The sequence below is a fragment of the Sodalis sp. RH15 genome (genome assembly GCF_047324255.1).
In the GTDB taxonomy this organism is placed as follows: Bacteria; Pseudomonadota; Gammaproteobacteria; order Enterobacterales; family Enterobacteriaceae; genus Acerihabitans; species Acerihabitans ligni.
Window position 1 is genome coordinate 5,560,882 of record NZ_CP178738.1, and the last position, 12,852, is coordinate 5,573,733.

Below are 12,852 nucleotides of genomic sequence, written 5' to 3' on the forward strand. Positions count from 1 at the left end.
ACGTCCTGCCTGCCGCCTATCTCATTAAAGGCAAACCCACTATAACAACACTGTTTAACACTGTACCGCCAACCCAAGGCCATCAAATAGACCGAACCATCAGGCTGAAAGCCACACTCAAAACAGCGTATAGGCCACCATGCCCACCAGCGCGCCGGTGGTGCCGAGAATCGTCTCCATCAGGGTCCAGGTTTTCAGGGTCTGCAGCTCGGTAGCGCCGGTCAGCTTGCCGAACAGCCAAAATCCCGCGTCGTTAACATGGCTGCAGACAATGGAACCGCCGCCGATGCATACCGATAAGGCCGCCAGCTGGGCGCCGTTCAGACCAAGGCCGGTGATAACCGGCATCACCAGTCCTACGGTGGTTAAACACGCCACGGTAGCCGATCCTTGAATAATACGGATGGCGGCCGCCAGCACAAAACAGGCCACCGCGATAGGCAGGCCGGTGCCGATTAACGCATTACCCAACGCCGGCCCCACCCCCGAATCCACCAATACCTGTTTAAAGACGCCGCCGGCGCCGGTCACCAGCAGAATGATCCCCGCCGGTTGCAGCGCCGCCGAGCAGATTCCCATCACCTTGTCTTTGCTCATGCCCTGCCGGTACGCCAGGCCGTAGATGGCCACCAGGCAAGCCAGCAAAATGGCGATAAAAGGATGGCCCACCAATTCCATCCAGCGGTAAAGCGTCGAGCCCTGGGCCACAAAACGTACCCCGATGGTTTTTAATCCCACCAGGATCAAGGGGAACAACACCAGCGACACGCTGAACCCAAAGGAAGGCAATGCCTCGGTTTTTAATGCCGGCGCGGCGATATCTTCCGGCAAAGGGATGGTCACATACCGGCTGATAATGCTGCCGAATAGCGGCCCGGCCACCAGCATGCCGGGGATGGCCGCCGCCAGGCCGATGGCTATCATCCAGCCATAATCCGCATGCATCTGCGATGCCAGCAGCATCGGCGTCGGTCCGGGCAATAAAAACGCCGCCGCCGCGGCCACGCCGGCAAATAAAGGCACCAGCAGTTTCACCAGATTGTCGCCGGTACGGCGGGCAACGGCGAACACCACCCCAATCAACAGCATCACCGCCACCTCAAAAAACAGCGGCAATGCGCAAATAAGCCCGACGATGCCGAGGGCCAGGAACGCCCGCCGTTCGCCAAAGCTTTTGATCATCCTGGTGGCGATTTGATCCAGGGCGCCGGTTTCATGCAGTACTTTACCGAACATTGATCCCAGCGCGACGACAATGGCCAGGAAACCCAAAGTGCCCCCCATGCCGGCCTGCATGGTATCGGCGATTTTTTCCAGCGGCATTCCGGAAAAAATCCCGGTTCCGACGGACACCAGCAGTAAAGCGACAAATGCATGCATACGCGCTTTCATGACCAGAAAAAGTAATATCAACACCGAGCCGATGGCGGTGATGACCAGAGTTAAGGTGCTCATCATGCGTTAATCCGCCCGGCGTAGCCAAATTCAAAGGCCGGGGCGTCCAACGCCGGGACATTATTTTCTTTTATGCTTGGTTCAAACACCTGTTCACTCCACTGGAATAAAAACGTGCCACGTCTTGTTCCGCTGCCGTTTAATTGATCTTGGCCAGATGAGTATGCATCTCAGCTGGCGAATGTGAATGTTACCGGTAACAATAGTCCGGCCGTCCCTCTTAAAAGGCAAGAAATTAGATGTACATCACACAAATTTTGTGATGCACGTCGAAAAATTCGATTTAACTCACACTTTTTTGTAAAGGATTCGTTCCGGTACTATCACCATTGGAAATTATTTACTTCTCTGCGCGGCAGCGGAAAGGAACGGAGTCCGTCCCTTGATGAAAGGAAAAATTGCGGGTAAACAGGGCAACTGAGGGGTTACTTGGTTAATTATCCATAAATATTTTTTCTTAAATAAAGAAAGCTTTTTAGTTTTCTAAATTAATCATTATGTAATAATTATGTGATCGTAAATTTTCTTTCCAGGCCTTTCTCTGAAAAAATAAAATTTGCTTGCTGTTATATTAATATTATTAATTATTCCAGCCAAGATTCAGCGCGGACTCGGGCTGCAAAATAGCAGCGTCTTCACCCTTCTCAGCCAAATGCTGCAACGCCTGGAATACTTCCTTGGGCGCAATATTCACTACATTATTTTCCGGCGCCGCCAGCAGGATATAGGGTACCTGCCAGGGCGCCCAACAAACGGGATCGCTGTCGCCGAAGAGGGCGACAATGCTTTTACCCAGTCCCGCCGCGATATGCATGGCTCCGCCATCGCTGGTGACCACTCTTTCGCACAGCTCCATGGCGCCGATAAGCTCTTCCAGCGTCCGGGTAGGGATCGGTATCAGGCACGACAGATTACAGGCCGCGACAATACGGGCGGCCAGGGTATCGTCGCCGGGATGGGTGGGGTTGTCCTCCGCCCCCGGCGACCACAGCAGGATAATCTGGCAGGGCCCCAAGGCGGCCACCATCTGCGCCAATGCGACGAAATGAGACTCCGGCCAGCGTTGCAATACCCGGCGGGCGCTGATCTGCAAGCCCAGGATCGGCAATTGGTTATCAATACCGTATTGTTGAGCCAAGGCAGCGACTTTTGCCGGATCGGCGAACAGATGGAGCGGTCCGGCGGCGTCCCGGATGCCCAACGGGGCCAGCATGCGATGAAACAGCTGCACCAGATGCTCGGTATGGGGCGCGGGCAAAGGCACCAGTTCGGTGATGGCCGGATGGGGAACGGCGCCAAGCGCGATGATTTTCGGCGCGCCGGATAACGTGCACCATTTTAAGACCCGTTTATCCCACCGGCTTTTGGCGATAATGGCGATATCGTAATGAATGCGCCTGATATCCCAAATAATGCGCAACCGGTGCAAAAGTATTTTAAGCAGAGACTCGCCCCGGGCGCGATGATGATTTTTTTTATAAACATGTACCCTAAATATATCGGGGTTGCCCGTTAATACCGCCGCATTGTAGCTATTGGCTAATACATCGACTGAAAATCCTCCATTAGCCAATGCGTTTATCAAGGGGGTAGTTAACAGCGTGTCACCGATATTATCCCGACAAACCACCAGAGCTTTCATGCTAAGTCTCCGCTTATGCTTATATATAATTTCGGCTTGTCGTTAAATGAATGCTGATTTAGGGCCGACCGGCCAATGCCCCTGGCTGGAGATATGACAATCTCCCCAATAAAGGGTTCACTCATGAGGAAAATAGACTTTTAACAGTTTAAAATTCGAGCATAAACCAATCAGTGAATAAAAGTGTGTGATAAGAGTATCAGAGTGAAAGAACGCCCTGCACGGCCGCGATATCCTTGATCAAGGGGCGAGAAAGCGTCAGTGGCGTTTTGAGAACCTGCCAGCGCCGGGGCGGCAATGCGCCAAGCCCCGAGCTGCCGGTTTGCTGCCGGGGCTATTTTTGCAAAAACCGGTCCAGCCGCTGCTGCAGGTGGCGATTTTCTTGGCGCAGGCGCTTGATCTCATCCAGCAGGCCCACCGCCAGCGCGATACCCGGCCAGTCAAGCTCCAGTTCCTGCCGCAGACGCTGCGCCCGCTTGATTTCATGCAGCGCGGCGGGCTCGAAACGCCAGTTATCATCAGCGTCGTCTTGCGGGGTAATGATGCCCAGACCCACCACTTCAAACAGTTCATCCCGGGAAATACTGGCATATTGACAAAATTCGGTAATTTCCAGAGTTACCCTAATGTCGGTCATGACCTGTCACTCCCATTCCGCACGAGGATTAAATGCACAATGCTCGGCGATTTCCGCCCACAGCTTACGCCCCTTGTCATCCGTCTGCTGCGGCATCACCACCTTGATAAGGGCATACAAATCACCGGTGCCCTGTTTGTTCGCCAATCCCTTGCCTTTGATACGCAGCTGCTGGCCGGTCTGGCTGTTGGGGGGAACGGTAAGGGTTATTTTGCCCGTCAGCGTCGGAACGGTCACCTTGGCGCCGAGCGCCGCTTCCCACGGGGCGAGGGGCAGTGTCACCAGCAGATTATTACCGTCGATATCAAACAGCGGATGAGGCGCAATGCGGATAATCAGGTAGACATCGCCGTTAGGGCCGCCGCCGCTGCCGGCGGGACCCTGCCCTTTGATACGAATGCGATCGCCATCGCCGACGCCGGCGGGGATTTTGACCTTCAGCGTTTTGGCCGCCGGCGGGGTTTGACGGCCATACTCCACCGACCCCGGCAGCTGGAAGCTGATGGTGCGCTGATGCTCTTTCAGTGTTTCCTCAAGGAAAACCGCCACCTCGATTTCCACATCCTGGCCGCGGCGGGCGGCCGTCCTCCCGCTCTGCGCGGCGCGGGCCTGGCCCCTGCCGCCGAACACCGACTCAAAGAAATCGGAGAAATCATGCTGCTGGAAATTGAAATCATCGCCCGTCTGGGCGCCACCGGCACGGCCGCTGGGCTGCCAGCCCGGCGGCGCCTCGAAACGGCCGCCCTGGCCGTACTTGCGCAATTCATCGTACTCGGCGCGGCGGGCGGTATCCTTCAGCACCTCGTAAGCTTCCGCCACGTCTTTGAACCGGCTTTCAGCGTTGGGTTCGGTGCTGACATCCGGATGATATTTGCGGGCCAGCCGGCGATAGGCGGTTTTGATTGTTTTGAGATCGGCAGTGGGCTCGACGCCCAATGCGGCATAATAGTCTTTGAAGTCCATACAGCTCTCTACCGCCATGTTTTAAGGGATGAAGCGCGGTTTTAAATACCCTGAATAATGCGTGACGGGTATAACACCGCTGACGGAAATATCTGCAATGTCGGTAACTTTAGCACTTCAACCCAGGTGATAAAAGTCTGTATGTCCCTGTCAAGCCAATAAAAGAACCGCGGGCTGATTAACCGTTTAAATTAGCACGGCTGGAGGTTCGGCCACAGCGGTCGCACGGCATCCAGCAGGGAAGCCGTGCCGGCCGCCACCGACATATGCCGTATATCGCCGTCCCGGAAAGCATGGGTGACCTCCAGTCCCGCCTCGGCGCAGATAACCAGCCCGCCGGCGATGTCCCAAAGCGTGGTACGACGCTGCAGATGGCCGTCAATCAGGCCCTTGGCGGCGAATAGCATGCCTACCGTGGTGCAGCGGTAACATTCCACCGACCACTCCGCACCGCGCAGGCCCTGGTAAAAGGCCGCCGCGTCCTGTAACCGGTCATCGGCGCTGTCGCCGAGAGACACCATCTTCACTTGGTCAAAGCGGCTATCCCGCACAAAGGGCTGTCCCTTACTGAATACGCCTTGGCCGGTTTCAGCGGCCAGCAGTTCGGTAAGCACCGGCAGGGCGACCACCCCCAACACCGGTTTTTGCCCCTCGAGCAGGCCCAGGGAAACGCCCCATAACGGCGAACCGCGCAAAAAATTCGCCGTGCCGTCAATGGGGTCGATGACCCAGTTAGCCCCCGAGCCCAGTTCGCCGCCCAGCTCTTCGCCAACGACATTATCGTCGGGAAAATGCTGTTGCAGGCGATCGCGAATTAATCGTTCCACCGCCATATCGGCCTCGGAAACGAAATCCTGGCTGCGTTTACTGTCAAGGCGCAGCTCGGCGCGGCGTGAAAAATGCCATAACGCCAACTCCGCCGCCTCGGCGACGATGTGTCCGGCGATGGCCAGACGATGGGAGGGTAACGCTGTCATAACGCTCCTGATGTTTCACAGGCCCCCGGCAGGGGCCGTCACGGCAAGACTAACAACATAGTCCGGCCAGGTGAAAACATCCATCCGTTAATCCGGCGAAAATGAAAAGCCGTTAGCCGCGGCGACGTTCCGGCAGGAGAAATAACACGCCTTAACCGCGGCGGCGCTCCAGCATGGCGAAAAACAGCACCGTCATCACCAGCACGATAAGCAGCAGCACCAGCGCGGCGGCTGAGCCCTCATTGACGGACAGACCGAGAAAAGCCCGGCGGTAGGCAAAAAAGCTTAACACTTCGGTGGCGGTGCCGGGACCGCCGCGGGTGAGCACATAGGGCAAATCATAGGTTCGCAGTTCATTGATCAATTGGATGACCACGGCGATGGCCGCCACCGGACGCAGCATCGGCAGCGTGATAAACCAGAACTGCTGCCAGCGCCGGGCGCCGTCCATTTCAGCCGCCTCATAAGGCTCCCGTGGCAGCGCGGCAAGGCCCGCCGCCAGGATCAGCACCACAAACGACATCTGCTGCCAGATATCGATAAACGCCATGGTCCAGAAGGCCATGGTAGGATCCCCCAGCCAATCCAGGCGCGGCAATCCCCAGGTCTCCAGCAGATGGTTCACTATGCCCAGATTTGGCTGCAGCAGCATCCGCCAAATCAGCGCCACGCAGACCGGCGACATCGCCATGGGAATGGTCAGCAGCGCGAAATAGATCGCCCGGGTCCTGACCGTCCGGTTCAGCATCAAGGCGATGCCCAGCCCAACAACGAATTCCCCGGCGACGGTTATCACCGAGTATTTGATAGTCAGCCAGGCCGCAACCCAAAAGGCTCCATCGCTCAAAACCGCGGTAAAGTTATCAATGCCGATAAAGGGCGCCAGCGCCGGACGCATCAGGGTAAAGGATGAAAACGCCAGCGCCACGGCATACAGCACAGGGAAACCCAGCACAATGGCCAGCGCCAGCAGCCCCGGCGACGCGAACGCCCATCCGGTGAGGCGAAACCTGTCAAACCCCGGCCACCGGGGTTTAGGGCGCCGCAAAGGAGCGGCGGAGGTTTTAGTTAGCATCATCAATTACTTCTTTTTCATCAGCGTTTCAAGCTGGGTGGCCGCCGCCGCCAGAGCGCCGTCCGTATTGCCGCTGCCGCCGGCCGCCTGGGAAAGCTGGGTGCCGAGCACATCCTCATACTGGGCGGAATAGGTAAAGATCGGGAAGGATTTCCCCCCGGCCACCACCTGCTGCGCGGTTTGGTAATAGGGGAACTTGGCCAGCACCGCCGGATCGCTATAAACGTCGGTCCTCACCGGCGCATGGCCCTGCAGGGCGCGTTCCGTTTCGACCTTTTTGCTTTGCACCCATTGGATAAAGGTCCAGGCGGCCTGCTGTTCTTCCGGCGAAACGTTTTTCGGTATACCCCAGCCCCAGCCGCCGCTTTCGCCATGGCCGCCGGGCATCGGCGTCAGCGCCAGCTTACCGGCCACCGCCGGGCAGGATTTGGCATTATCCAGCTGCGGCAGCATCCACCAATAGGTGATCATGCTGAAAGCCTTGCCGCTGCACATCAGGCGCTGGGTGTCATCCAGGGTGGCGGACAGCGCGCCGGCCTGGGCGCCGTGCTGGATGGCGTCGACATAGAGGGCAAGGGCCTTTTTGCCCGCAGGGCTGTTCAATACCACCTTGTTGTCGCCGTCAAGATAATCGCCCCCGGCGGCGAACAGATAGTTGGAAAATTCCATACTGTTGGGATCGCCCCGCTGCCCCTGCATGGCGGCGCCGGCGATATTCTGTTTTTCCTTGACGAACTTCGCCAGGGCCACGTATTCATCCAGGGAAGCCGGCAAGGCCAGCGGCTTGTTGTTCGCGGCCTGGAATTGCTGTTGCAGGTTTTTGTCCCCCAGGATATCGGTGCGATAAATCAGCCCCATGGAGTAGTTGTACATCGGCAGGATAAACATCTTGTTTTTGTCGTGGTTGAGCAGCGACACCGTGGAAGGGATAAACGCCGAGGTATCGAATTTCGATTTGGCGATCATCGGCGACAAATCCGTCAGCCACTGCGCGGCGGGGAATTCTCCCGCCCAGAGAAAATCCACTTCCAGCAAATTGTAATAGCTTTGCGGCGCAATCAACTGCGCCACCAGCTTATCATGCATATCGCCGTAGCCGATTTTTTCAAATTCCACCTTGATACCGCTCTGTTGTTCAAATTGCGGTAACATTTGTTCGATAATATGGGTTTCGGGCACATCTTCCATCAGGGCGTGCAGCACCACCTGTTTTGCCTGCGCGCCGTTGGCAGCGGACAACATCGCCAAACCGGCCAAAAAAAAGCTTTTTTTCATGGATAACATGGTCGTCTCCTGTTTCGTCTGGATTGACGATTCAATGCGGTTGATAAATTCTCAGTACTACTTAACGCTGCCGAAGGTCAGGCCCTTGACGATGAAACGCTGGATAAAATGCGACGCGATAATCAGCGGCAATATGGCCAGTACCACCCCCGCCGAGACTTTGCCTATCTGTACGCCGTTAGAGGTTTGCAAGGCCGCCAGCGCTACCGGGATGGTGGAGGTTTGCGGTCCGCTCAGCACCAGGGCGAATAAAAACTCGTTCCATGAGAGGATAAAACCCAGCACCGCGGCGGCGGCCAGTCCGGGCAGGGAAACAGGCAGGACGATATGGCGGAACGCGCCCCAGGCCGTGGCGCCATCGGTCATGGCCGCCCACTCCAAATCCACCGGAATTCCCTCGAAAAAACCCATCAGGATCCAGGTGAGGAACGGCAGGTTCAGCGCCGCGTACACCAGCGTCAACCCCAGCAGGGAATTGGTGAGACCCAGGGTGCGCAGCAGCGCGAACGCCGGCAGCACCAGCGCCACCGCCGGCAGCATCTGGGTAGCCAACATGATAAAGCGTGCCCCGCTGCCGCCGGTTCGAAAGCGGGCGAACGCGTAGCCGGTGGCGGCGGCAAACGGCATCGCCAGAATCACCGAACAAAACGAGACGATCAGGCTATTGCCGTAATGGGTGAGAAAATCATTCTGCTCCAGCAGGCCCCGGTAATTTTCCCAGGTCCAGTGGGGAAAAACCGCCGTGCTGTAAGAGAGGGATTCCGGCACCAGGCTGGTGCGCAGGGCCCAAAGCGGCGGCAGGATCACCACCAGGCAAGCGATTATCAGGCCCAGGTGCAGAGTAATTTTACGTAACATAACCTGACTCCCGGATTAATTGATAAAGGGCGGCGACGCCGGACGCGAAAGGACATCGCCGGTATGGCTGTCGAAGAGATGCAGGGGATCGGGATCCATATACAGGGTGAGCCGCTCCCCCGGCGCCGGCAGGGTATGGCGGTCGAGGCGCACCACAAACCTGACATTGTCGATGGTGCCGGTGACGATATTTTCCGCCCCCAGGGCCTCCACGGCGGTGACGTTGAAGGGCAGCGGCTGCCAGTGGGCGCCGTGCTGGCGCGCGTGGAAATCCTCCGGCCGGATACCCAGGGTGACCGGCTTGCCTTCATGGCGGCGATAATGCTGCTGCGCGTAATCCGACACCCGGATAAGCCGGCCGCCGTCCAGCTCCAGGAAGATTTCGCCGGCCCGACTGCGCACAATGCAGGAAACCAGGTTAATGGGCGGCGAGGAGAGAAACTGCGCCACGAAGGTATTGGCCGGGTTGGCGTAAACCTCAAGGGGCGTGCCGCTTTGCACCAGATATCCGTCGCGCATGATGCAGATACGATCCCCCATGGTCATGGCCTCAACCTGATCGTGGGTGACATAAACCATGGTTTTACCCAAACGACGATGCAGCTTTATCAGTTCGGTGCGCATTTCGGCACGCAGCTGGGCATCCAGGTTGGACAGCGGCTCATCCAGTAAAAACGCCTGGGGTTCGCGGACAATGGCCCGGCCGAGCGCCACCCGCTGGCGCTGGCCGCCGGACAGCGCGGCGGGTTTACGGTGCAACAGCTGATCCAGTCCCAGCATCGCGGCGGTTTCAGCGACCTTCTGCCGGATAATCGCCGTCGGCGTACCGCGCATTTTCAGGCCGAAGGCCATATTTTCCGCCACGGTCATATGGGGATACAGCGCATAGCTTTGGAATACCACCGCGATATTGCGGTCGCGCGGCGCCACCCGGTTGACGTTTTGACCGTTTATGCGCAGCTCGCCGGAGGTAATGCTTTCCAAACCGGCAATCATGCGCAGGGTGGTGGATTTGCCGCAGCCGGACGGGCCGAGGAAAATAACGAATTCGCCGTCGTTGATCTTCAGGTTAACGTCGCGCACGCTGTATTGATTATTCTGATAGATTTTTGATACTTGCTGCAATTCAATAGAAGCCATGGGCGTTGTCTCCGACGCTGACGCACGAGCGATCCGCCATCAACGCAAACGGTTGCCGCGTTGATGGCGTTAACTGACTGCCGGCCTCTATGAGCCACAAGAGGCGTATTGTTCTAAATCAAAAACAATGTTGTCTTTTGTTCACTTGTCAGCCGGTATAAACACCGCCGGTGACATTGACGCCTTGCCCGGTCATGAAGCGCGCCGCATCCGAGCAGAGAAAGGTCACCACATCCGCCACATCTTCGGGTGTTTCCAGCCGTCCCAGCGGAGTCTGCGCGATATAATCCTCAATGACCCGCTCTGGCGTGACGGACCGCAGTTCGGCCTCCCACTCCACTTCCCGCGACTGCATGCCGGTTTTGACGAATCCCGGGCAAACGGCGTTCACGCGTATGCCCTTGGGAGCCAGTTCCCTGGCCAGCGCCTGGGTCCAGCCCAGCACCGCGAACTTGCTGGCGGAATAGTGCGCCAGCAGCGGAGCGCCCACCTTCGCCGCCAGCGACGCGGTATTGACGATTACCCCCTGACCCTGGGCCACGAACTGCCGGGCGGCAATCTGATTGGTGAGAAAGATGCCGCGCGCGTTAACGTCAAAATTGAAATCCCACTCTTCATCGGTGAGCTTCAGCGCATGCTGCATGGTGGATACCCCGGCATTGGCCGCCAGGATCTGAAAGCTGCCGAACGCATCGTTCACTTTGGCGAATCCCTCGTTAACCGACTCGCGGGAGCGCACGTCCAAATGAAATCCGAAGGTCTCGCCCCCCAGCTCCGCCGCGGTGCGTTTGGCCGTAACCTCGTTAATGTCGCCAATGGCCACACGGACCCCTTGCGCCATAAGCGAGCGGGCAATGGCCCGGCCGATGCCGGCGCCGCCGCCGGTCACCACCGCGGCTTGGCCGGCCAGGCCGGGGAACTGACAGGGACTGGAAGTATCGAGGCTCATGTTACGGCTCCTGAAAGAGATGTACTATTACTTATAACAAAAAAGCAAACAAATCAAAACAAAATTTGTTTGATAAAAAAATAATTACCCGTATTATGTTTGAAACGATGTTTGAATTAACGGATGTTTCAAACATTCTGACTTTTAGGATCTCAACATGAATGCAAACAAAGACGTTCTGCCGGTATTTCCGGACAAACCGGAACGGACCCGGCTAATGGCCCAGGACAGGCAACTGCATATTATTGACACCCTGGCGCGGGAAGGCTCGGTCTCGGTTACCGGCATCGCGGCCGAACTGGACGTCTCGGATATGACCATCCGCCGCGACCTGGTGGAATTGGAATCGGAAGGGAAACTGGTGCGCATCCACGGCGGCGCGGTGCTGCCGGAGAGCAGCCCGCCGGTGGCCATGGATCGCGAAGAACCCAGTTTCGAGTCCCGGCTGGCGCTGCATTGCGACGCCAAAGCCCGTATCGCGGCGGCGGCGGCGGACATCGCCTGCGGCTATCGGACCGTGGCGCTGGATGTAGGCACCACCACTTACCTGATGGCGGAACGGCTGATGGAACGCCACCGCTTGAAGATTTTCACCAATAGCGTGCGCATTGCCTACCGCATGAGCAGCGGCGCGCCGGACATCTATCTGGCGGGGGGACATATGCGCGGCGACGAAATGTCCATGGGCGGCCCGGCCGCCGTCGCCCAGTTCGAACCGCTGTGGTTCGATATTGCCTTTATCGGCGTTTCCGGCATCACCGGCAGCGGGTTTTACGATTACTCCTTTGAAGATGTTGAACTCAAACGGCTCTATCTGCGCCGCTCGGGTTTCAAAGTCGTACTGTGCGACTCTTCAAAATTTCAACGCATGTCCCTGGTGAATATCGCCCCCTTGCCGGGCGTGGACATGCTGATAACCGACAGCGCGCCGCCGCCGGCCATCGCCCTCGCGCTGGAAGCGGCAAAGATCAAGGTGGTTGTCGCGCCCCCTTTATCCGAGATCGGCTGATACGTGGAAGGGAACAGCGGGTTCCCTAGTAAATCGTCTGGAGCATCCTATGATTTTTGAATTTTTGGGTAATAAAAAGAAAGCCGTTATCGCCATGGCCCATATCGGCGCTCTGCCGGGATCGCCGCTTTATGATGCCGACGGCGGCATCGACAAGCTGATTGAAGGCGTGCTGGCGGATGTGGAAAAACTGCAGGCGGGGGGCGTGGATGCCGTCATGTTCGGCAATGAGAACGATCGCCCCTATGTCTTCAACGCCGCGCCGGAGGGCGTTGCCGCCATGGCGGCGGTGGTGCAGGCGGTGAAACCGTCGCTGAAGGTTCCGTTCGGCGTTAATTACCTGTGGGATCCGAAAGCCAGCGTCGCCATCGGCGCCGCCACCGGCGCCAGCTTTGTGCGGGAAATCTTTACCGGCGTGTTCGCTTCCGATATGGGTATCTGGCAGCCCGACTGCGCCACCGCCTCCCGCCTGCGGCATAATCTCGGCCGCGACGATATGAAACTGCTGTTCAATATCAACGCCGAATTTGCCCACTCCCTGGACAGCCGGCCGATAGAACTGCGGGCCCGCAGCGCGGTATTTTCTTCCCTGGCGGACGCGATTCTGGTCTCCGGCCCGATTACCGGCGAAGCGGCGGACCAATCCCATCTGCGTAAAGTCTGTGAAGCGGTAACCGACGTGCCGGTGTTCGCCAATACCGGCACTAAAATCGATAATGTGCGCGAGGTGTTAAGCCTGGCCAGCGGCGTCATTATCGGCACCCATTTCAAGGTGGACGGTTATACCTGGAATGCGGTGGACGGCGATCGGGTGAAACGCTTTATGGACGTGGTGGAAACCCTGCGTTAAGAGGCACCGCAAC

The 12,852-nt window shown here is 57.6% G+C and carries 12 protein-coding genes; 2 read left to right on the top strand and 10 right to left on the bottom strand.

Going from position 1 to position 12,852, the window contains the following annotated elements; genetic code table 11:
- Window positions 1–117: 117 nt before the first annotated feature.
- The 10 genes from gntU to ACL2XO_RS25240 all read right to left on the bottom strand — a co-directional run bounded on the left by gntU (window position 118) and on the right by ACL2XO_RS25240 (window position 10,980).
- Window positions 118–1,455, bottom strand: a complete 1,338-nt coding sequence (gene gntU / locus ACL2XO_RS25195; RefSeq protein ID WP_132927971.1) for a gluconate transporter — start codon at window positions 1,453–1,455, stop codon at window positions 118–120.
- A gap of 580 nt (window positions 1,456–2,035) precedes the next feature.
- Window positions 2,036–3,097, bottom strand: coding sequence for a glycosyltransferase family 9 protein (locus tag ACL2XO_RS25200; RefSeq protein ID WP_413741796.1), 1,062 nt, complete (start codon window positions 3,095–3,097; stop codon window positions 2,036–2,038).
- A 334-nt stretch (window positions 3,098–3,431) separates the two neighbouring features.
- Window positions 3,432–3,734: a chaperone modulator CbpM gene (locus tag ACL2XO_RS25205; RefSeq protein ID WP_132925060.1), complete on the bottom strand. Its 303-nt coding sequence runs from the start codon at window positions 3,732–3,734 to the stop codon at window positions 3,432–3,434.
- Between the two features lie 6 nt (window positions 3,735–3,740).
- Window positions 3,741–4,697 carry a curved DNA-binding protein gene (cbpA, locus tag ACL2XO_RS25210; RefSeq protein WP_413741797.1) on the bottom strand — a complete coding sequence of 319 codons (957 nt, stop codon included), beginning with the start codon at window positions 4,695–4,697 and terminating at the stop codon, window positions 3,741–3,743.
- 191 nt (window positions 4,698–4,888) lie between these two features.
- Complete coding sequence (locus ACL2XO_RS25215; RefSeq protein ID WP_413741798.1) at window positions 4,889–5,674, bottom strand: inositol monophosphatase family protein; 786 nt, start codon at window positions 5,672–5,674, stop codon at window positions 4,889–4,891.
- Between the two features lie 151 nt (window positions 5,675–5,825).
- The gene (locus tag ACL2XO_RS25220) at window positions 5,826–6,752 is read right to left on the bottom strand and encodes a carbohydrate ABC transporter permease (RefSeq protein WP_413741799.1); all 927 of its coding nucleotides are present in this window, start codon (window positions 6,750–6,752) and stop codon (window positions 5,826–5,828) included.
- A 3-nt stretch (window positions 6,753–6,755) separates the two neighbouring features.
- The gene (locus tag ACL2XO_RS25225; protein ID WP_413725825.1) at window positions 6,756–8,033 is read right to left on the bottom strand and encodes an ABC transporter substrate-binding protein; all 1,278 of its coding nucleotides are present in this window, start codon (window positions 8,031–8,033) and stop codon (window positions 6,756–6,758) included.
- Window positions 8,034–8,090: 57 nt separating this feature from the next.
- Entirely contained in the window at window positions 8,091–8,891 is an 801-nt protein-coding gene (locus ACL2XO_RS25230) for a carbohydrate ABC transporter permease (RefSeq protein WP_413725826.1), read from the bottom strand.
- A gap of 15 nt (window positions 8,892–8,906) precedes the next feature.
- Window positions 8,907–10,031, bottom strand: coding sequence for an ABC transporter ATP-binding protein (locus ACL2XO_RS25235; protein WP_203520705.1), 1,125 nt, complete (start codon window positions 10,029–10,031; stop codon window positions 8,907–8,909).
- A 148-nt stretch (window positions 10,032–10,179) separates the two neighbouring features.
- The gene (locus tag ACL2XO_RS25240; protein WP_132925041.1) at window positions 10,180–10,980 is read right to left on the bottom strand and encodes an SDR family NAD(P)-dependent oxidoreductase; all 801 of its coding nucleotides are present in this window, start codon (window positions 10,978–10,980) and stop codon (window positions 10,180–10,182) included.
- Between the two features lie 157 nt (window positions 10,981–11,137).
- On the opposite strand from ACL2XO_RS25240, the gene ACL2XO_RS25245 reads away from it, so the two are divergent.
- Together ACL2XO_RS25245 and ACL2XO_RS25250 are read left to right on the top strand one after the other, a co-directional pair.
- Window positions 11,138–11,989 (top strand): DeoR/GlpR family DNA-binding transcription regulator, encoded by an 852-nt coding sequence (locus ACL2XO_RS25245; RefSeq protein ID WP_413725828.1) that lies wholly within the window; start codon window positions 11,138–11,140, stop codon window positions 11,987–11,989.
- 49 nt (window positions 11,990–12,038) lie between these two features.
- Complete coding sequence (locus ACL2XO_RS25250; RefSeq protein ID WP_132925038.1) at window positions 12,039–12,839, top strand: BtpA/SgcQ family protein; 801 nt, start codon at window positions 12,039–12,041, stop codon at window positions 12,837–12,839.
- The last annotated feature ends 13 nt before the right edge of the window (window positions 12,840–12,852 follow it).